Here is a 21302-nt window from a genome sequence, read left to right as displayed (position 1 = left end):
CTTGAAGTATTATGGAAAGAGTCATATCGGCTTGCGTCGTAAAAATAATCAGGACAGTATCTGTCTGGCAGAAAATCAACAGCATGCTTTATTAGCCGTTGTCTGTGATGGCATTGGCGGAGGTAAAGCCGGTGATGTGGCGTCCGCATTGGCCGCAGAACATATGAAAAAAAGCTTTGAACAAGCAGTATTATGCCATAAAAATGATGTAGAAGTAAAACAATGGCTGAAAGGTGTCATTCAGGAAGCAAACGATTTGATTTTTACGCAGGCAACCAGACGAGAAGAACAGCGTGGTATGGGAACAACCATGGTTGGTATCTTGCATTGTCCGGATGCGACCTATGTGTTTAATGTCGGGGACTCTCGTACCTATGGGTTATATGAAGATGATTTTTTATGTTTGACAGAAGATCATTCCTATGTGGCTGATTTATTAAAACGCGGTGAAGTGAGTGAAGAAGAAGCGAAGCATCATCCTAATCGCAATGTGCTGACAAATGCTTTGGGTATTTGGGATAGTGTAAAGGTTGATATCAATAAGGTCAAAGAAGATTATAAGATGCTATTAGTGTGCAGTGATGGTCTTCATGGCTATGTAAGTGAAGAATTAATCCGCCATATCATGGAAAGTGATTGTGCATTACAGGCAAAGGTAGATTTATTAATTCAAGCGGCATTAGATGCCGGTGGTTATGATAATGTTAGTGTCATCCTTGTGGATAAGGAGGATGCAGCAGATGAATAGAATGCAAAAAATGATAGCAGAACGCTATATCATCAAAGACAGTATCGGAGAAGGCGGCATGGCAGATGTGTATCTGGCTGAGGATACGATCTTGAATCGTGAGGTTGCCATCAAGGTGCTGCGTGGAGAATTAAGCAAAGATCCAGTCACGTTATTGCGCTTTCAGCGTGAGGCAAGTGCGGTCAGTAAGCTTTCGCATCCCAATGTCGTTGATGTCTATGATGTAGGAGAATATGATGGGCATCATTATATTGTCATGGAGTATGTCAGAGGAAGAACCTTAAAACAGTTGATCAGTCAGCGTGGAGCCTTGCATAAGGAAGAGGCCGTTGATATTATGATTCAATTAACCAGTGCGGTACAGCATGCGCATGAGCATAACATCATCCATCGTGATATCAAACCGCAAAACGTCTTAGTGAAGGATGATGGAACAATCAAGATTACGGATTTTGGTATTGCGCTGGCACATGATTCAGTACAGTTGACCCAAAGTGATGCAGTACTGGGCAGTGCGCATTACTTAGCACCGGAAACTACCAGAGGGGAAACACCTACGAATCAGGTTGATATTTATGCTTTAGGAATTGTTTTCTACGAATTGTTGACAGGCAGCGTACCTTTCCGCGGTGATAATCCGGTACAGATCGCCATGAAACACCTACGTGAGGAAGTACCTAGTGTATGTGAATTTAATCCTACCTTGCCTCAATCAATTGAAAATATCATTATCCATGCGACGGTAAAAAACCGCAAATTGCGTTATCAAAGCACCAAAGAAATGTTATATGATTTAGAACATTGTTTAGATGCATCAAATGCGCATGTAAAAAAACTCAGCTTTGCGCAGGAACAAGATCCTACCCTGATCATGAAGGAACAAAAAAAGGTGACTCAACATAAACCGCGACAAGCAAAAGTGATGGAAATACCGGATGAAGATGACCATCCGCAAAAAGCGGAACAGCAAAAAACAAAGAAGAAAAAGCACAAAACACCACTCATAATTGGCATTTGTATCGCTATTGGAGCACTTGTGGCTTTCATGATTTTCACTAATATCATGTCGCCGAAAGAAGCGGCCATTCCAGAAGTTATTGATCTTGCGAAAGATGAAGCTATCACCAAATTAAGTGAAGCAGGATTTGCTAAGGATAAGATCAAAATCGAAGAGAAATTAACCGATGATAAAAGTTCTGGTACGGTAGTAGATATTTATCCAAAAGCGGGCAGTAAGTATAAAACTAGTGATCCTATTACGTTAACGGTTTCAAAAGGTACGTATTATATCGTCGAAGATTACAAAAATCGTCCATATGAAGATGTGAAAAAGGAATTAGAAGAATATGCACCTAAGGTGAAGCTCATTGTTAAAGAAAAAGAGAATGCAGAGTATAAACCAGGGTACATTATCGAACAAAGTGGTTTAAATATTGGCGAAAAGCTGGATCCACAGCAACCTTGTGAATTATATGTAACGGTAACAAAACGCGTGGAATTTACGATTCAGCTGAATGGTAAAACAGTGGAAGAAGCACAGAACATCTTGGGGGATAAAGGAATCATCCCGGTATTGGTACAAATGGATAAACCAGAGGATGAAGAAGATGTTGAGGAAGGAGTTGTGGTCAAGAGTGATCCTGTAGAAGGCAGTTGGTACATACAGGAGGGCTCTAATACGATCACATTGTACTACTATTGATGGAAACAGGAAGAATTATTAAAATCATTTCGAATCAGTATGAGGTATTAAATGAACAGGGTGAGCATTTAGCCTGCATTGCCATGGGCAAGCTGCGTAAGCATAAAGCGCCGGTTGTTGGCGATGTTGTAAAGCTTCAGCGATTTGACGCACAAATCGGTATTCAGAAAATCTTACCTAGAAAAAATGAATTGCTGCGTCCGGCAATTGCCAATGTCGATCAGGCAATCATTGTTATGTCTTGTAAAGATCCGGATTTCTCTACGGTGTTGGTAGATCGTTTGATTTTTCAAGTATGTTACGCACAGATCCATCCCATCTTATGCTTTACGAAAATGGATCTTATCGAGGAAGATGATGAAATTCATAAAAAAATCATGGCGTATCGCGATAGTGGCTATGATGTTTATGTCAGTGGGAAAGGGTATGCCAGTGATGCGCTCATACAAATATTGAAAGGGAAAATCTCCGTCTTGACAGGACAAAGTGGTGCTGGAAAAAGTTCGTTGCTAAACCGTATTGATCCAACATTTCATTTGCAGACACAAGAAATCAGCAAGGCATTAGGACGTGGAAAACATACGACCAGACATTGTGAATTGCATGAGATTGCCGGTGGATGGGTAGCCGATACGCCGGGCTTTTCTTCCATGGATTTTACAACGATGGACATTCAAACGCTGGCTGAACGTATTCCTGATTTTGCACCTTATCTGCATCAATGCAAGTTCAATGACTGTATTCATGTGCAAGAACCAAACTGTGCCATTCGCGAGGCCGTGGAAAAGCAAGAAATCAATGGTGAACGCTATGCACATTATCTGGAAGTTGTGCAGATGATCAAACAAGCAAAACCTAAGTATTAATCTAATATAAGAAAAGGAGGAAAAAAATGAAACAAAAATTAGTAATCGCGCCATCGGTGTTATCATTAGATTATGCAAGAGTGAGTGAACAGTTGGCCGATTTGAATAAAACACGTGCAGAATGGATGCATTTTGATGTGATGGATGGACACTTTGTGCCGAATTTAACCTTTGGCCCGGATATCTTAAAAGGCTTTAAAAAAGCAGTAGATATGGTGATGGATGTGCATATCATGGTGAGTGATCCTAAGTTTTATGCGCCTATTTTCATTAAAGCCGGTGCCGATATTGTGACGTTTCATTATGAAGCTGTTGCATCTATCAAAGAATGTGTCGCCTTGTGTAGAACCATTCACTCCTTAGGTGCGAAAGCCGGTGTGAGTGTGCGCCCTAAAACACCGATTGATGAAATATTACCATATCTACACGAAATGGACGTATTCTTGATCATGAGTGTAGAACCAGGTTTTGGCGGTCAATCTTTTATGGAAGATCAGTTGGATAAGGTAAGAAAATTGCGCAGCTATATTGATGCACATGAGTTAAATGTACGCATAGAAATTGATGGTGGTATCAACGCGAAAACAGCAAAACAGGCGATTGAAGCTGGCTGTGATACGCTGGTTGCGGGAAGCTATGTATTTAAACAAGATGTGCATGAGGCGGTAGAATCCTTATTATGCTTGGCGTAATTCTAATCAGTGGATTAGCTGAACGGGTGTATACAAAAGAAGGCTATGACATCATCGGGGTAGATCATGGCGCCTATATCTGTGCTTTGCAAGGCGTTGTCATGAAAGCTGCCATTGGCGATTTTGATAGTGTGAATAAAACGCAGGTTATCCAAATCCAACAGATGGCAGAAAGAATGGAACAACTTCCTTCACATAAGGATGAGACGGATACAGAAGAGGCGATACTGTACGCTCTTGCACATGGTTATGATGATATTTGGGTCTATGGTGCATTAGGTGGGCGCTTAGATCATGAATTAGCCAATTTATATCTTTTAATGCATCGCAATTATCCCATCACCCTGGTCAATGAACAAAATCGTATTCGTGTAATAAAAGAAGGTACTTATAAAGTACCTAAAGAATATACCTATTTGTCGTTTCTAGCTTTAGAAGACTCCCAGATAACAGAAATCGGCGTTGCCTATCCGTTATCCAAACGCTGTTTATCTACAAGAGATATATATGCAATCAGTAATGAAATCCTAAATGAGTATGCTGAGATTATTGTACATAAAGGAAGCTTTTTAATGATTGAATCAAGTGATAAAATATGATGAAGCGAACTCCAAAGTTTGGATAACCAAATGCATGGAGTTTTTTTCATATACGTTTTACCACATGTAGCTTTTTGTTTATACAGATGGTGCTTGTTCATAATAAAAAACACAGTTTCTTATGACAACATGGAATCTTTGGTAATTAGGTAGTTGTCCTTGCTTGGCTCATGGATGCAAATTCTCAGAAAGCAAATGATATGATCTGTAACTGTTGTTTAAAAAATTTGAAACGACATAGCTTAGCCGGTTTTCATATTGTGGATAAAGGGATGTGAGATAGAAAAATATGTTAAAAAACTTTATGGGTAGTTTTTAGCTATCTTGTGTTGTTCATGGTTGATAGCAGCAAATTTTGTATATTGGTTAGCATATAAATATGAAGAGGCAATATGTAGTACATCAAACTTTGTTTAAAATACAGTTGTTATTAAGGATGAAACGGTATATGAAATAGAGTGGTTCTTTCGTTTTATCGTTCTTCTTTGAGGAACAGCTATTCTGTATTATAATAAGGGTAGCAACGACATATCCTAACAGTGAAAGAAGGATGAATATGAAAATCACGTTACAACAAAAAATAATAGAAATTACCAAAGATACGCCAGTGGAAAAGCTTATTCCGGCAGAAGAAAAAGCAAATGTCTATGCTATTGTCTTCAATGGGAAGCTCCATGATGTGAAGTATTGTTTAAAGGAAGAAGGAGATCTTTCCTTTGTTTATGCGGATAGTGAGATAGGGAAACAAATTTATGAACGATCTTTGAGCTTTTTGTTTATTGCGGCTGTGCATCGCTTATACCCTAAAGCGCATGTGTGTATTGAACATGCGCTAAGTAATGGTTTGTTTTGTGAAGTGGAACAGCAAAGCTATTTAACGCCTGAGGATGTTTTTCAGATTGAACAGACCATGAAACAAATGACCAGGGAAAAGCTGGCAATCTTACGCAGCGTCGTGCCTACAAAAGAAGCCGTAGCTTTTTTTGAAGCATGCGGAATGCTGCATAAGGCAAGCTTATTGCGAAATCGCCATAGTAAAACAAGTAGTATATATCATTTAGAAGATGTCAATGATTATTTTTATGGTATCATGCTGCCAAACACTAGTTATCTAACGCATTTTGCATTGCGCTATTATGCTCCCGGTATTTGGTTATCACCACAAGAACACTTTGTGAATCAGGGAAAGATGTTTCAAGTATTTCAAGAATTTGAGGCCTGGGGGAAAGCCATCGGCGTATCGCATATAGCGCAGCTAAACCAGAAAATTATGGAAGGAAAGATGGATGAGTTGGTGTTAATGAGTGAAACGATGGTCGAAAAGAAATTAGAGGATATTGCAGTGAAAATGTTAAAAGAACATGCAGGTACTCGTTTCATTTTAATAGCCGGCCCTAGTTCAGCAGGGAAAACAACTTTTTCAAAGCGCTTATCCATCCATTTGAAAATACATGGGAAAGAACCTATTGCTATATCCATGGATGATTTTTATAAAAATCGTGAGGATTGTCCAAAATTGCCGGATGGCAGTTATGACTTTGAATCGTTAGAAGCTTTGGATCTGGAGCTGTTTAATGAAACGATGTTAAAGTTATTGCATAACCTTCCAGCTCGTATGCCGCATTTTAATTTTAAAACTGGAAAACGTGAGTGGAGGGAAACGTTATGCATGCAACAGGATCAGCTTTTAATTATTGAAGGCATTCATGGATTGAATCCAACGACAAGTGCTTATATACCGGATTCAGCAAAATTCCGTATTTATATCAATGCATTGACGCATCTCAATTTAGATGATCATAATCGTATTCCAACAAGTGATTATCGTTTAATACGTCGTATCGCACGAGATTATCAATCTCGCGGTTGGAGTGCTGCAGAAACGATTCATTCATGGAAAAATGTCCGTTATGGCGAGGATCGCTATATTTATCCATATCAAGAAGAAGCAGATGCCATTTTCAATAGTTCTATGGTCTATGAATTAGCAGTATTAAAGCCTATTGTTCTTCCTTTGTTAGAAGAAGTTGACATAAAGGAAGAAGCGTATCTGGAAGCGAATCGTCTGCATAAGCTATTAGACTATTTCTTGACTGGGGATTCCTCAGCCATTCCACGCAGCTCTATTCTGGCAGAATTTATTGGGAATAGCATCTTTGATGTATCGTAATTTTAGCAATCCAAAGGAGCAGACTTCTGCTCTTTTGGATTGCTGATGTCACATTCAATTTTAGATTGTACGTGAAGGTTTAGAGAAATAAAAAAAACAGGTTTCCCTGTTTAAATCACTCTTAGATAGCGTTTTTGTTCTTTAATGTTTTCAATGCACGAGCACTAATACGGATCGTTTGAGGTTTCCCATCAACAACGACTTTAACCTTCTGTAAATTTACATTCCAGTTACGACGAGATGCACGCATAGAGTGAGAGCGTTTATTACCTGATAAAGGACCTTTACCTGTAATTGCACAAACTTTTGACATACCGTTTACCTCCTTCCGTATAATACTTAACATAATTCGCTTAAATATCATACCATTTAAGATTATAAAATGCAAGAATATTTTTTATTTTTATTTATCTGTTGATCACCCTTAAGGATATGTTTGTAAAACGGTGATTTTAAAGGGTTTTCAATCAATTTTAAGGAAGGATAACGGGCTAGTAGTAAGGATGTGTAATATTTACCAATTGCATTCATGAAAGGGCTGTTCTATAATTAGACTGAGTTATTATAACAAAAGGAATGATGGTATGAGAAAAACAAAGGTATTTACAATCTTTCTTGGGGTAAGTTTACTGGCAGTTAACGTTTTGCCAAATATAGAAAAAAAGCTGTTTGCGGAAGAAGAACATTCAGAAACTAGGAAGGGTTCTTCTTATGGCGATCAAACAGGTATGTTTTTAAAGATGGATGAAGATGGAAAAATTACTTATGTAAAAGCGAATCCACAGGGTGTCAAAGAGGACATTACCTTGCCGGAAGATACAGATGAAGAGGTAACGTTTGATGTGGAAATGGAAACCAAAGATGGAGCTAGTGCAGAGGTTGGCCATTATGATACCATTGAGGATGCGGTAAAGACAGCAAATATGTTACAGCTAACACGCAGCATGATGCGTTCAGCAAATAGTGATGTGGATGTTTCTGTGTATAGTAAGAATGTATTACGCAGCACTACCAAACCATCTATCGTAAAATTTAAAGTGTTGGATGGTGGAATGACGACACCATATAAGGAAGTCGATACCAATATCAGTGGGTATACGAGTGCCGTTTATGCGGTAGATGCAGCCTATCTTGGCACGGTGGATGGAAAGGTCAAGTTTCGTATGGCCGGAGTTACCGGTTTGGTGGATGCGAAATATGTTACCATTCAGGAATATACAGCAAAGGTGAATGTCAGTTATTATTATGTGACAAAGAATAAACTCTATCATCAGATATTTACACCATATTACAGTTCATCTCAGCGCGTTGGAAATGCGCCAGCGTATTTGAAAGAGAATACAAAATATTTCAGCTATGACGGTCATTATTTTTATACTGCTTTTGAAACCATGATCAATGATTATCAAAAGGATGTATACAGCCGTGCGGTTAATAAGGAATCACCTTATTATAATTACTATCAGTTTCTTTCGATGCGTACGGTATCTAGTTTTACAGCAGATCATTTAAATAAACGTTTGTTAGAAGGTACGACAAATACGAAATCAAAGCTGCGAAATCGTGGCGTAGATTTTATCAATGCACAACAATATGGTACAAATGCAGCTTTGGCTTTTGGTTTGGCAGTGAATGAAAGTGCTTGGGGCAATAGCTCTATCGCACAGGAAAAAAACAACATCTTTGGATTAAATGCTGTGGATACCAGTCCGGGAACTTCAGCGAATACATTCGCCTCAGTTGCGGCATGTATCAATGATTTTGCGAAAAACTGGGTGTCGCTTGGCTATACAGATCCATATGATTGGCGATATTATGGACCTCATCTTGGGGATAAACAAAGCGGTATGAATGTGCAATATGCTAGTGATCCTTACTGGGGGGAAAAAGCGGCAGCACAAGGTTATTTTTTGGAAGATCTTTCTGGTAAAAAGGACAGTGATAAGTACACCCTTGTGATTGACACCGGTGTAAAACCAATCAGTATATATAAGGATGCTAAAACCTCCAGCAAAGAATATTATCAAAACGGAAATAGCAATAGCAAGGTCATTCATCAATTCCCATTTGTTGTGTTAGATACGGTAAAAAACAGTCAAGGTACATGGTATAAAATACGTACAGACTGCATCTTAAAAGCAGATCGCAGTGCTAAGAATAATGATTCCAATGGTCTATATGATTACACATACAATTATGGATACATAAAGGTGAAAGATTCGATGATGGTCATTTATGAAGGCAATCAAGATGCTAACCATGATAAGGTGCCTGACACACCGGATAAACCAGATGAAAAAGTTTTACCCGGAGATGTAAATGGTGATGGGAAATTATCTCCTGCTGACTATGTGAAAATCAAAAATCATATCATGGGTGTGACAAAATTAAAAGGAACGCCTTTAAAAGCAGCGGATGCAAATCAAGATGGTAAAATTTCACCAGCTGATTATGTAGTCGTTAAGAACAGGATCATGGGGAAATAGTGGAGGTAAAGATGAGAAAGAAAATAACAAAATTTCTGGCAGGTATCAGTGTTGCTATTTTAGCAGTAACAGTACTGAATCTGCCTAAAAAACATATTGCTGCAGCAGGCTTATCCGTATCTTGTAGTAGTTCGACAATTTATGTTGGAGATACTGTGACCTTTACGGTCAGTGTTTCTGGTGGAGCAGGTATGGTGGCTGTGAGTGGTGCTGCAAATGATTCTGATTGGTTTGAAAATAATTCTCGATCCTATACCGTAAAAGGAACTAGTGCTGGCAGTCTTAGCGTCTATGCTTCAGGAACGATTGCCGATTTTAATACGGAAAAGGATCAGTCATTGTCTTCTTCTTGTACCGTGGTGGTAAAAGAACGCAGCAAACCATCAAACAACAATAATAATAATTCAAGTAATTCAGGAAATAATGATACTTCACAGAACAATAATGATGATTATAACAATGCTCCTTCCAATAATGATACACCAAAGAATGAGCCTAGTAATAAAACAGAGAAACCAAAAGAAGAAGAAAAGAAAAATAAGGATAGTTTCTTGAAGTCTTTAAGTGTCAGTGAAGGCAAATTATCCCCGGCATTTCAAGCTGGAACAACTTCATATAAGGTTGATCTGCCTGGTAGTGTAGATACCCTAAAGGTCAGTGCAGCAGCAAATAACAGCAAGGCATCACTGAGTGGAATCGGAAAAAAGAAGTTGAAACCCGGTAATAATACGATTCAAGTGATATGTACTGCAGAAAATGGGACATCAACAACCTATACGATAAAGGTACATGTGGATGAAAAACCACTAGTCTTTGTAAATTATCAAGGGAAAAAACTTGGCGTTTCACATTCAGCTGCGAAATTGTCTAAGAAATTATTTGAGGAAACAAAGCTTACCATTGATGGAAAAGTAGTACCAGCTTGGACAAATGAAAGTTTACATATGACATTGTTGTATTTAGAAAACGATGATAAAAAAGACTTTTATTTTTATGATACGGAAAAGAAAGAAGTAACATCCATTTATCGCCCGATGGGCTTACTTGGAGAAAATATTGCGATCATCGATGTGCCCAAAGCGTTGCAAAAACGTACTGGTATGGTGTTTACGACAGTAAAGGTCGATGGAAAAGAACTTCCTGGTTGGACATATCAAGATAAGGCATTTGCTGATTACGCATTGCTTTATGTAATGAATGATGCCGGTGATAAGGTGTATTATCAATATGAGAAAACAGGGAATACCTTACAGCGGTATGCCGGTGGTGCAGCAATTACGCAGAATGCATATGAAAAATTACTGAAAGCACATGAGGAAGAAACGAAGCAGCTGAAACTGATCGTGTATGGTCTTTGTGCATTGAGTGCTATCCTTTTCTTGGCTATTCTTATCATATGTATCAAGAAACGTAAACCAAAGCATTTCAATAAGATTGATGTGAAGGGAAAACCATTATCAAAAAGTGCTGAAATAGAGCACGAAAGCTTGGTTAAAATGCAGCAAGAAGATGGAGAGAATTTCTAAAATTCTCTCTTTTTTAAAACGATGGAGCACGGAAATTCCTAAATCTGAAAAAAATATGACAAATTCCTGTAAAATGTTTTTTATCCACCATTTTTATGATATTATATATGAGTATAAGTGAAAACGTGTGTAAGGGGGTAAACCTTATGGATCGAAAGGAAATCTATGCCTCCGTAGAAATTGCCGATCATGAAATTCGTCTGATCGTTGGAGAATTTTATGATACCAGATTTAATATTCTGCGGGTTGAAAGAGCAGGGATTACTGGAATCGAAAAAAAGAAAATTATAGATGAACAAAATGTTGTAAATGGAATCATAAAAGCTGTGAAACAGGCGGAGGAATCGCTTGGTTATCATATTGAACGCGCATTGGTATCGTTACCTAGCGTCAATGTGGCCAGACATAATAAACGTGTTCATGTATTGCCACAGGCAAGCAGTAAACGTATTCGTTTAAGTGATATTCAAAAAGGACTGAATGAAGCGATTACTTATAAACCAGATCCCGAATTAGAACTGGTGAATGTCGGCTGTATCAAATACATAACCAATGGCATCACTTCAAGAAAAATGCCAATCGATGAAACAAGTGATATGTTGATCATGGATGTTGATTTACTATTCGCGGATAAAGAAACCGTGTATTCCTATGCACGCTGTATCGAAAAAGCTGGCTTAGAAATTCTGGATGTATGTTTGGATTCTTATGCCATTGCCCAAGAAGCAGCGGTTTTTGAGCAGACGGTTGATAAATATGTCATATTAATTGATTTAGCTCGACAGAATACTACACTTTCTTTATTTACGCATGGTAAACTTGTAAACTGCGAGGTATTAGAAGATGGATATGGCAAATGGTTAGCAAAGCTTTGTGAAGAAAACCATTTATCGCCACATGTCGGTTATCGCTTGGTACAAAATACTTGTTGTTTAAAAGAACATGAAGCAAAGGATACGATTATTTATGTTTGGAGCGAAGGCAAAGAACAGAAACAGCTGAGTGAAAAGCAAGTATGTCAGCTGGTTGCGCCATACATTCATGAATGGATCCAAGGCATTAATGAAGCCTGTGCACCAATTATTGAGAGTGGCGATGTTCGCTATCTAATCACGGGAGAAGGCTGTGAGATTCAGGCAGTGGAACCGTTGTTTGATGAATTAAATGCGCCTTGGCAGCTATATGTGCCACAGACGATTGGAGCTAGAGATTGTTCCTTAGTAACTTGCTTAGGCTTATTTTACAGTTGGAAGGAACAGATAGATATTCGCAATGATCAACGTACAAGCTGTGCTGATGCAGAAGTAGAACAGGTTGTGGAAACTATACGCCGTAAGACGTCCACACAGGATGAAGAAGGCGGATTTACGAAAAAATTGAAAAGCATTCTGTTGAATGATCGATAAAAGAAGAGAGAGCGAGGAATAAAGATGAGTGATTTACAGTTTGAACAGGTAGCAAATATTAAAGTGTTTGGAATCGGCGGTGGCGGCTGTAATGCGGTGAACCGTATGGTGAGCGAAGGTGTTAAAGGGGTCGAGTTTTATGTGGCAAATACGGATTTACAGGCATTAAATATTTCTCCTGTAGAAAATAAACTGGTGCTTGGACGTGAGATTACCAAAGGTCTTGGAGCAGGCGCAAACCCGGAAATGGGAAGACGAGCTGCACAGGAAAATGAAAATGAAATTCGTGAGGCAATCAAAGGCAGTGACATGGTCTTTATAACTACCGGTTTAGGTGGAGGTACTGGTACTGGTGCTGCGCCATTATTTGCGAAGATAGCAAAAGAAGAAGGCGCATTGACTGTAGGTATCGTAACCAAACCATTTACCTTTGAAGGTAAGAAACGTATGAAGGCAGCTGAAGAAGGCTTGGCTGAAATGAAAGAATACGTAGATTCTTTGATTATCGTTTCTAACAATAACCTTATTGAGGTCATCGGACGAAGACCATTGACGGAAGCATTCCAGGCTGCTGATAATGTATTGCGTCAGGGCGTGCAGACGATTACGGATTTAATTGCCGTACCGGCATTGATCAATTTGGACTTTGCGGATGTTCGCACAATTATGGAAAATCAAGGCTCTGCATTAATTGGTATTGGTATGGCAGAAGGAGAAGACAAAGCACGTGCTGCAGCTGAAAAAGCTATTCAATCCCCATTGCTAGAGGCACAGATTACTGGTGCACGCAATGCTATTGTCAATATTACCGGTGGAGAATCTATCACCTTATTTGATGCTGAGGATGCTATGGCTTTAGTACGAGAGGCTGCTGGTAATGATATTGATGCTATCTTTGGTGTTGCGATTAATGAAAAACTAGGAGATTCTATCATTGTTACCGTCATTGCTACAGGTTTTGACGCTGATAAGAATGAAGAAGATGTCTTAGAAAAAGCATTCTCCTATTCTGCTGCTAAGGCTGCGCCGAAGCAAAGTGTAAAAGCATCAGAACCAGAAGTATATGCAACTTCACGCATGAATGATGCGGAAGAGGATGACAATGAAGGGATTCCTTCCTTCTTCACAAGAAGATAATGATGAAGTTTTATTACATAGATGATGCTATGTTTGAAGCCGGGGCATTTCAAGAAGAAATTCGTCATCGCTTTTTGTGCCATTTACGTAAAAATCAGGTGAAATTGATTTTGGTGAGTGCAGCTCATAAGGAGAATGGACGATACCGTAAGTTCCTAGAAGAATGTAAGAATATTTCCATTGTTCGCAGTCCAGCAATATTTGATGTGGATGGAATTTGTGGAACCTTGCATACTGGGTATGCGGCCATTGAGGGCTATCCAATTCAGCATGCATATTCGGGTACTTGCGTGGAATTTGATGAAAAAGAAAAAAAAGCGAAACGGATTTATCTGGATATGTTTGTAGATCATCATGAGGAAGAAAATTTTGATTTTCTGGTGGAAGAACTAGAAAAAGCCATTCAGGATAAAATCTTTGACATGAAGAAAAAGAAAGATGAAATAAATTAAATGATAAGAAAGTATGAAATAGCTGCGGTTGTTTTATACTTTTTTCTTTAGAACTCACTTGCGCCTTCTTCCTATGTGAAAACACCTTTTTTCAGTAGTTTTGTCATGTTTTGACGAAGTGTACATAGCATGCATGAAAGCATCATAAGGTGTAACTGAAGGAGGGATCGTATGCCGTATCGAAAGACGATTCAGGAGATAGAAACAGCTTGTCAAAGTGATCTTCATAAAGGATTGAGTGAAGAAGAGGCACGGAGAAGACAAAAAGAGCAAGGGAAAAACATTTTAAATAAGAAAAAGAAAGTAACGCTCTTACAAATGTTTCTGGAACAATTTCAGGATCCAATGGTCATTATATTGATTATTGGGGCAATCGTATCTATATTTTTAAAGGAATATATGGACGCTTGTATCATTTTGGTTGTAATCGTGTTAAATGCAATCATTGGTGTCATTCAAGAGTTTAAAGCAGAAAAAGCGATTGATGCTTTGGAAAAGTTATCAGAGCCAAAAGCGTATGTCCTGCGAGATGGCTATTTGAAAGAAATCAATTCCGAAGATTTAGTTGTAGGAGATATTGTAGAGCTAGAAGCAGGTCGTTATATACCTGCCGATATGCGTTTGCTCACCAGTACCAATTTAAAGGTGGAAGAAAGTACGCTAACTGGGGAAAGTGAGGCTATTGAAAAACAGGCAGATATTGTCTATCCGGATGAGATGCATATCGCAGATCAGCGCAACATGGTGTTCATGTCGACGTATGTTACATATGGAAAAGCACAAGGGATGGTCGTTCGCTGTGGGATGGACAGTGAGGTTGGCAAAATTGCCCGCATGCTGGATGAAACAAAAGAGGATATGACGCCTTTGCAGCAACGGTTGGCACATTTATCAAAGATTTTAGGAATGCTATCGTTAGGAGTTTGTGCGGCTATGTTTGTGGTTGCCATATTACAAGGACGAAATCTTTTTGATATGCTGCTACTCTCCATTTCTTTGGCAGTGGCGGCTATCCCAGAAGGTTTACCAGCCGTTGTCACCATTGTGTTAGCATTAGGTGTTCAGGTCATGAGTAAGCAAAATGCCATCGTGCGCAAACTGCATGCAGTAGAAACACTGGGTTCTGTTAGTGTTATTTGCAGTGATAAGACCGGAACCTTAACACAGAATAAGATGCATGTGGTCAGCAGTTATGCCAATGGCATGTTGCAGGAAGTAAATGAGGAATTATTAAAAGGTATGGTGCTTTGCAATGATGCCAGTATATCGCAAAATGAAGTATTAGGAGAGCCAACAGAAACAGCATTGTTATGCTTTGGTGAAAAACAAGGCTTTCATAAGAAGGACTTGGATATGAAGTATGTCCGAGTCAATGAAATTCCTTTTGATTCTAATCGAAAAAGAATGACGACAATCCATCAGCATGAGCGAGAAGTTGTTGCTTATACGAAGGGAGCATTGGAAAAGATCTTAGCGATGTGCACCAGTGTTTGGCAGGATGGCAAGGCAGTACGCATGTCAAATTATGAAAAACAGCGTATTTTAGAAGCCAGCCGTCAGGTGAGTGAAGATGCACAGCGGGTCTTGGCTTTAGCAAGAAAAACATTGAAATCGCCTTATGAAGATGATGTTGAGAATAAGATGTGCTTCATTGGATTTGTTGGTTTAATGGATCCACCGCGAGAAGAAGTGAAAGATGCTATTGCCCGATGTTATAAAGCCGGTATCCGTGTGGCGATGATCACCGGAGATCATCCATTAACCGCATTAGCAATTGCCCGCAGACTTGGGATTGCCAAACAAGAGACAGAAGTGATTACCGGAAATCAGTTAGATGCGATGAGTGATGAGGAACTGTGTGCCAGTGTAAAAGGATATCGTGTGTTTGCCCGCGTGACACCGCAGCATAAAGTACGCATCGTTCAGGCTTTTAAACAAAATGATCTGGTGGTAGCCATGGGGGGAGATGGAGTCAATGATGCGCCTTCCTTGAAACAGGCAGATATCGGTATCGCTATGGGACAGGGAGGAACCGATGTTTGTAAACAGGCGAGTGATATGATCTTGGCAGATGATAACTTTGCGACCATTGTGAAAGCTGTGGAAGAGGGCAGAGGAATCTATGAAAATATCCAAAAAGCGATTCTTTACCTGTTAAGTTGTAACCTGGGAGAAATTATGTCATTATTTTTAGCCATTATATGCATGCCACATGTGGTATCAACCTTAAGTGCTATCCAGATCTTATGGGTCAATTTGATTACAGACGCTTTTCCTGCACTTGCTTTAGGTGTAGATCCTATGGAATGGGATATCATGGAGCAACAACCAAGAAATGCAAAAGAGAGTTTGTTTGCCCATGGAGGTTGGATGTTTACCATTTTAAATGGTATGTTTATTGGTACCATTACATTAGTCGCTTTCCGTTATGGATTAAATAGCAGTCCCGCTAAAGCACAAACAATGGCATTTATGGTATTGTCTTTATCGCAGCTTTTCCATGCGCTAAATTTGCGCAGTCGTACCCATTCTATCTTTGCCGTCGGTTTATTTAAGAACAAATGGTTAATCCTGACGTTCTTGTTTAGTACAGCATTGCAGATCGCCGTATGTCAGTTGCCGATCTTTAATTTTATATTAAAAACGGTACCATTAGATATGATGAGTTGGGGGTTGGTGTTTGGCTTAAGTGCCAGTGTGATTTTGATTAATGAGGCTAGCAAATGGTTTGCGAAGGATAAATAAGAAAACAGGTTATAGGCAGAAAGTGATTGTTGAATAAATATGGAAGTTTAAAACATTGATAGGATCCCATCAAAGTAGATACAGGAATGAGTAAATGTGTACCTACGAAGATGGGATTTTCTTACTTCCTTTTATTTTTTTGCAGAAAAAGTAGATTTGCTAACAAAAGCGAAGATAGGTTTCTTATTTCTTTGTTTTATCACCTGTGGTAAAATAAGAGAAAAAAAGGAGCGTTTATGCGATTTAAGAGAGTCTATATCGAAATTACCAACACTTGTAATCTTGCCTGCAGCTTCTGTATTCAAAATCAGCGACAGCCACGCAGGATGAATATACAAGAATTTACGCATGTCATTCAGGAGGTACGCAGTGTCACAAGACATGTTTATCTGCATGTATTAGGGGAACCGCTGTCCCATCCAGATCTTCCCGCTTTTTTACAGATATGCAAAGCGAATGATATGGAGGTCATCCTGACGACAAATGGAACTTTATTAAAAAAACAAGTGGATGCTTTATGTGCTTCCCAATGTATCCGACAATTAAATATCTCCTTGCACAGCTTTCCTCAGCATGAACAACCACGATATTTAGAGACGATATGGGAATGTGCGGAAAAGCTAGCAGCCTGTGGTATACATGTGAACTATCGTTTATGGAGCATACAAGATGAAAAGTTAAGCAAAGAAACACAAACACTATTAACGACCGTAGTAAAACAATATCAGAAGAACTTAGAAGATGTGATTATTAAGCGAATGCATCGTTTTGATTTAGCGGATCATATTCATCTGCATTTTGAGAATATCTTTACTTGGCCTTCTTTGATGAATCCTTTTGTGTCGAAGACAGGAAGTTGTTTAGGTATGAAAAGCATGTGTGGGGTATTGGTGGATGGTACACTAGTGCCATGCTGTTTAGACAGTAAAGGAGATATTGCTTTGGGGAATTTATTTGAGACCCCTTTGGAAGAAATCTTATCATCGAAACGCTGTTTAAAGATGTTGGAGGGCTTTCAAAAGCATCAAGTAGAGGAAGCGTTGTGTCAGCATTGCACGTATCGCTTAAGATTTCTATGATATCTTAGGAAAGTAAAGCGAATAACGAGAAACTAAAAAAATGGCCAATGGAGGTATATCATGAAAAATAAAGAGCATTGTTTTCAAAGCATAATAACGATTCCACCGTATCAGGATGGTATTAAGGTTTGTAAACTGAGTGAAAAAGATATAGATGCTATGTATGCCATCTGTATTAGCAATCCCTATTATTTTGCTTGTATGAAAAGCAAACCAACGAAAGCTTCATTGAAAGAAGATTTAACTGCTTTACCTATGGGGAAAAGCATGCAGGATAAGTACTTTCTTGGTTTTTATCACCAGGAGGAATTGTTAGGTTTTTTGGATGCTATTGTTGGCTATCCCAATGAAGATTGTTTGTATATCGGATGGTTTATGATTCACAAAAAGTATCAAGGTACGATGTTTGCCCAGACATTGATGAAGACGCTGTTGCATCAGTGTTTTTCTGCTAAGTATGCGCGTTTGGGCTGCATTAAGGGAAATGTCGTGGCCGAAAAGTTTTGGACAAAGTTGGGATTTCATTTTACGAAAGAAGAAATGGATATGGGGAAGTATCAGGTAAGGATGATGGAAACATCACTTTAATAAAAGATAAAGATAATAAGAAGAAATGCTATCGTGCGATACGATCGTAAAGGGGAAGGATATTTCTGTTTGAATGTTTTCAAAACCTATTATATAATGAAAATCAGTTAGGGTGTGACATATGGAACTGAAAGAACTGCGAATATCAGAGAAAAAAAGAGCACTTTTGCATACCATGGGAATTGAAAATGCCATGGATCTTTTAACGTATTATCCGTTTCGTTATGAAAGCGTAGAAACGAAACCACGTAAGGAATGGCAAAAAGAAGATCGAATCGCATTGGAAGGTGTGATTTTAAATCGTGCCAGAGTAATACGCTTGAAAGGCAAACAGAGTGTCACAAAATTTAAACTTCTATATGAAGAGGAAGAATTGGATATCGCTATCTTTAATCGCCCTTGGATATCAGCGTTTACGGTAGGAAAAACAATTACACTTATCGCTAAATATGAAGGTGGTTCACGGATGACGGCATTGCAATATAATTTTCAGCCATTACAGGAACAGCTTGGTATTTTCCCGGTATATAATGTAAAAGAGGGAATCAGTCAAAAAGATATCCGTAAATACATTGATAAGGCATGGCTAGCGCAACAAGAAAGCATTAAAGACTTTCTGCCCATGGAATACTTACAGAAGTATCGCTTAATTTCTCGTTCGCAGGCCTTGTATTTCATCCATCATCCCAAAAATATGGAGGCGGTAAAACAGAGCCTGCGCCATTTAAAATATGAAGAGTTTTTAAAATTCCAAATCACGATGCAAGCTTTAAAGGCACAGGAAAAAGAAGTGGTACATGGACATGAAAAGCGATTTGATAATGAGGAAGTCATGGATCTGCAAAAAACCTTAGCTTTCTCTTTGACCGAGGATCAAATCAAAACAATCGAAGAGATTTTAGCCGATTTGAAGAGTGATCACATCATGTATCGTATGGTGCAGGGAGATGTAGGCTGTGGAAAGACCTTGGTGGCGGCTTTTGGCATGTATGCCTGTGTATTAGCACATAAGCAGGCAGCTTTTTTAGCACCGACGGAAATCCTAGCGAAACAGCATGGAAACAATTTGAAGAAAATCTTTCACGATTATGAAATTCAGGTTGAGGTATTGTATGCCAGCTTAAAGACACAAGAGAAAAAAGATATTTTAGAGCGCTTAGCGCGAAATGAAATTGATATTCTTGTAGGAACGCATGCCTTGTTTCAAGAAGGTGTAGAGTTTCATGATTTGGGTATGGTCGTAGCGGATGAACAGCATCGTTTTGGGGTTGCCCAGCGAAAGAAAATGTTGGAAAAAGGGGATAAGGTTGATTTCTTATTGATGAGTGCTACACCAATACCGCGAACATTAGCCATTTCTTTGTATGGCGACATGGATGTATCCACGATTCAGACATTGCCATCTGGACGTCAAAAAATCACGACAAAGCTGGTGCACGCAAGATCCATGAGTAGTATTTTAGATTTTGTGTTAGAGAAAATTGATGAAGGCAATCAGTGTTATGTTGTCTGCCCGGCCATTGAGAAAAATGAAGATTATGAGATGCGTAATGTCACAGATATCTTTCAAGGCATGCAGGCTTCCTTAGGAAGACGTTATCAGATAGGCTTGCTCCATGGAAAAATGAGTGCGCAAGAGAAAGATGCTGTAATGAAAGCATTTGTAGAGGGGGATTTGCAAATCTTAGTATCAACAACGGTTATTGAGGTGGGTGTGGATGTCGCTAATGCCAATATAATGGTTATTTATGATGCACATCGTTTTGGTTTGAGTCAAATTCACCAGCTTCGCGGACGTGTGGGACGCGGCAGTCAACCGGGGTATTGTTTTTTATTAAGTGATTCAAAAGATCCAGATAGCCTACAGCGTTTAAAGGTTTGTGAGAAAACAAATGATGGCTTTGCGATTGCGCGTTATGATCTGGCATTGCGAGGTCCGGGAGATATCTTAGGGACACGGCAAAGTGGCGTTCCGGGATTTATTTTAGGGGATGTTATTCAAGATGCAAATATTTTAGAGGTTGCCAGAGAAGATGCGCAAGCTTTATTAAAGCACATCCATGATCCTGGTTATGAACAGATAAAAAATTATATTGATATGACCATTGCGCGTGCCACATATTTGGATTAGTGTGATATAATAGCGGTGTGACCGCGCTTTTGATTATACAATGGCAGTTGGTATGATGTTTCGTTTTAGATAAGGGATTCGTGATAGCTTACTAATAAAAGGAAAGATCATACTCATGAAAAGCAAAGGTGACTTTAAATAGGGTATATAAGAAGGAGAAATGATATGAATACGATTTTTGATTGGTTAGAAAGCAAAAAAATTCCGTATACAGATAAGGAATTAATACGTCAGGCACTGGTTCATTCTTCTTATGTGAATGAACATAAGACCTTTGCCCACGATAATGAGCGTTTAGAATTTATGGGGGATGCGGTTTTACAGTTATGGTCAACGACCAAGTTGTTTAAACTGACGCCGGAATTAAGTGAAGGGCAGATGACCACCTTGCGTGCACAATTGGTATGTGAGGAGGCTTTAGCGGAATATAATCGCAAATTAGGCTTAGGTCGTTATCTCTTGCTTGGGGTAGGAGAAGAAAAGACTGGTGGTAGAGAACGTGATTCCATACTGGCGGATATGTTTGAAGCGGTATTAGGTGCTATCTATTTAGATTCAGGGATGGACAGCATTAATGTTATTTTAGAAGAGGTACTTACTCCAGCCATCACACAACCAAAAAGTGAGAAGGTCATTGACTATAAAACAAAATTACAGGAATATATCCAATCCGATTCACGCAAGACTGTCCACTATGAAACCATTCATGTATCAGGGCCTAGCAATAAGCCGGAATTTGAAGTAGCTGTGATGTTGGATGATATCACGTTAGGAAGAGGAAAGGGTTTTTCCAAAAAGCGGGCTGAGCAAATGGCTGCCAAGGATGCTTTTGAAAAAATGGTGAAATAACTTTGTAGGTGATTTTTCGTAAACGTGTTCCTACAACTTAAAAAAGGATAAATCATAAATAGAAACCTAAAGTGTTTCTGTTTTTTTACAAGAATGATTACAAGCTGGAAACGGATGGTGTTTTCC

Annotated in this window: 17 protein-coding genes; 16 read left to right on the top strand and 1 reads right to left on the bottom strand. The window is 38.9% G+C overall.

The genetic code is table 11. From position 1 onward, the window contains the following. Position 1: 1 nt before the first annotated feature. The 6 genes from EDD61_RS04270 (at position 2) to EDD61_RS04245 (ending at position 6777) form a co-directional block, all read left to right on the top strand. The gene (locus EDD61_RS04270; RefSeq protein ID WP_008689196.1) at positions 2–748 is read left to right on the top strand and encodes a Stp1/IreP family PP2C-type Ser/Thr phosphatase; all 747 of its coding nucleotides are present in this window, start codon (positions 2–4) and stop codon (positions 746–748) included. Continuing rightward, entirely contained in the window at positions 741–2450 is a 1710-nt protein-coding gene (gene pknB / locus EDD61_RS04265) for a Stk1 family PASTA domain-containing Ser/Thr kinase (RefSeq protein ID WP_132224197.1), read from the top strand. The genes EDD61_RS04270 and pknB overlap by 8 nt, the downstream gene beginning before the upstream one ends. Further along, on the top strand, positions 2450–3316 hold the full coding sequence (rsgA, locus tag EDD61_RS04260) for a ribosome small subunit-dependent GTPase A (RefSeq protein ID WP_008979607.1): 867 nt from the start codon (positions 2450–2452) through the stop codon (positions 3314–3316). The genes pknB and rsgA overlap by 1 nt, the downstream gene beginning before the upstream one ends. A 26-nt stretch (positions 3317–3342) precedes the next feature. Next, positions 3343–4008 (top strand): ribulose-phosphate 3-epimerase, encoded by a 666-nt coding sequence (gene rpe / locus EDD61_RS04255; protein ID WP_132224195.1) that lies wholly within the window; start codon positions 3343–3345, stop codon positions 4006–4008. Then, positions 3996–4607 carry a thiamine diphosphokinase gene (locus EDD61_RS04250; protein ID WP_132224193.1) on the top strand — a complete coding sequence of 204 codons (612 nt, stop codon included), beginning with the start codon at positions 3996–3998 and terminating at the stop codon, positions 4605–4607. The genes rpe and EDD61_RS04250 overlap by 13 nt, the downstream gene beginning before the upstream one ends. A gap of 556 nt (positions 4608–5163) precedes the next feature. Next, the gene (locus tag EDD61_RS04245) at positions 5164–6777 is read left to right on the top strand and encodes a nucleoside kinase (RefSeq protein WP_132224191.1); all 1614 of its coding nucleotides are present in this window, start codon (positions 5164–5166) and stop codon (positions 6775–6777) included. 121 nt (positions 6778–6898) lie between these two features. Here EDD61_RS04245 and rpmB read toward each other — a convergent pair whose 3' ends face one another. Next, entirely contained in the window at positions 6899–7090 is a 192-nt protein-coding gene (gene rpmB, locus EDD61_RS04240) for a 50S ribosomal protein L28 (RefSeq protein WP_008689190.1), read from the bottom strand. A gap of 271 nt (positions 7091–7361) precedes the next feature. On the opposite strand from rpmB, the gene EDD61_RS04235 reads away from it, so the two are divergent. From EDD61_RS04235 to rnc, 10 genes are all read left to right on the top strand, one after another. Continuing rightward, the gene (locus EDD61_RS04235) at positions 7362–9263 is read left to right on the top strand and encodes a glucosaminidase domain-containing protein (protein ID WP_132224189.1); all 1902 of its coding nucleotides are present in this window, start codon (positions 7362–7364) and stop codon (positions 9261–9263) included. A gap of 11 nt (positions 9264–9274) precedes the next feature. Beyond that, positions 9275–10789, top strand: coding sequence for a cadherin-like beta sandwich domain-containing protein (locus EDD61_RS04230; protein WP_132224187.1), 1515 nt, complete (start codon positions 9275–9277; stop codon positions 10787–10789). A 146-nt stretch (positions 10790–10935) separates the two neighbouring features. Next, positions 10936–12195, top strand: coding sequence for a cell division protein FtsA (locus EDD61_RS04225; protein ID WP_008979600.1), 1260 nt, complete (start codon positions 10936–10938; stop codon positions 12193–12195). Positions 12196–12219: 24 nt separating this feature from the next. Further along, positions 12220–13332, top strand: coding sequence for a cell division protein FtsZ (gene ftsZ, locus EDD61_RS04220; protein ID WP_008979599.1), 1113 nt, complete (start codon positions 12220–12222; stop codon positions 13330–13332). A gap of 2 nt (positions 13333–13334) precedes the next feature. Next, positions 13335–13784: a hypothetical protein gene (locus tag EDD61_RS04215; protein ID WP_017144613.1), complete on the top strand. Its 450-nt coding sequence runs from the start codon at positions 13335–13337 to the stop codon at positions 13782–13784. A 171-nt stretch (positions 13785–13955) separates the two neighbouring features. Then, the gene (locus EDD61_RS04210; RefSeq protein ID WP_132224185.1) at positions 13956–16529 is read left to right on the top strand and encodes a calcium-translocating P-type ATPase, SERCA-type; all 2574 of its coding nucleotides are present in this window, start codon (positions 13956–13958) and stop codon (positions 16527–16529) included. Positions 16530–16765: 236 nt separating this feature from the next. Beyond that, positions 16766–17608: a radical SAM/SPASM domain-containing protein gene (locus EDD61_RS04205; RefSeq protein WP_008979595.1), complete on the top strand. Its 843-nt coding sequence runs from the start codon at positions 16766–16768 to the stop codon at positions 17606–17608. Positions 17609–17668: 60 nt separating this feature from the next. After that, complete coding sequence (locus EDD61_RS04200; RefSeq protein WP_132224183.1) at positions 17669–18196, top strand: GNAT family N-acetyltransferase; 528 nt, start codon at positions 17669–17671, stop codon at positions 18194–18196. A gap of 121 nt (positions 18197–18317) precedes the next feature. Next, complete coding sequence (gene recG, locus EDD61_RS04195) at positions 18318–20327, top strand: ATP-dependent DNA helicase RecG (RefSeq protein WP_132224181.1); 2010 nt, start codon at positions 18318–18320, stop codon at positions 20325–20327. A 165-nt stretch (positions 20328–20492) separates the two neighbouring features. Beyond that, entirely contained in the window at positions 20493–21176 is a 684-nt protein-coding gene (rnc, locus tag EDD61_RS04190; protein ID WP_008689175.1) for a ribonuclease III, read from the top strand. The last annotated feature ends 126 nt before the right edge of the window (positions 21177–21302 follow it).

Origin of the sequence: Longicatena caecimuris (assembly GCF_004341945.1) — a bacterium.
Taxonomy (GTDB): Bacteria; Bacillota_I; Bacilli_A; order Erysipelotrichales; family Erysipelotrichaceae; genus Longicatena; species Longicatena caecimuris.
Note: the sequence above shows the minus strand (reverse complement) of the source record. Positions and strands in the feature narration are given on the sequence as shown.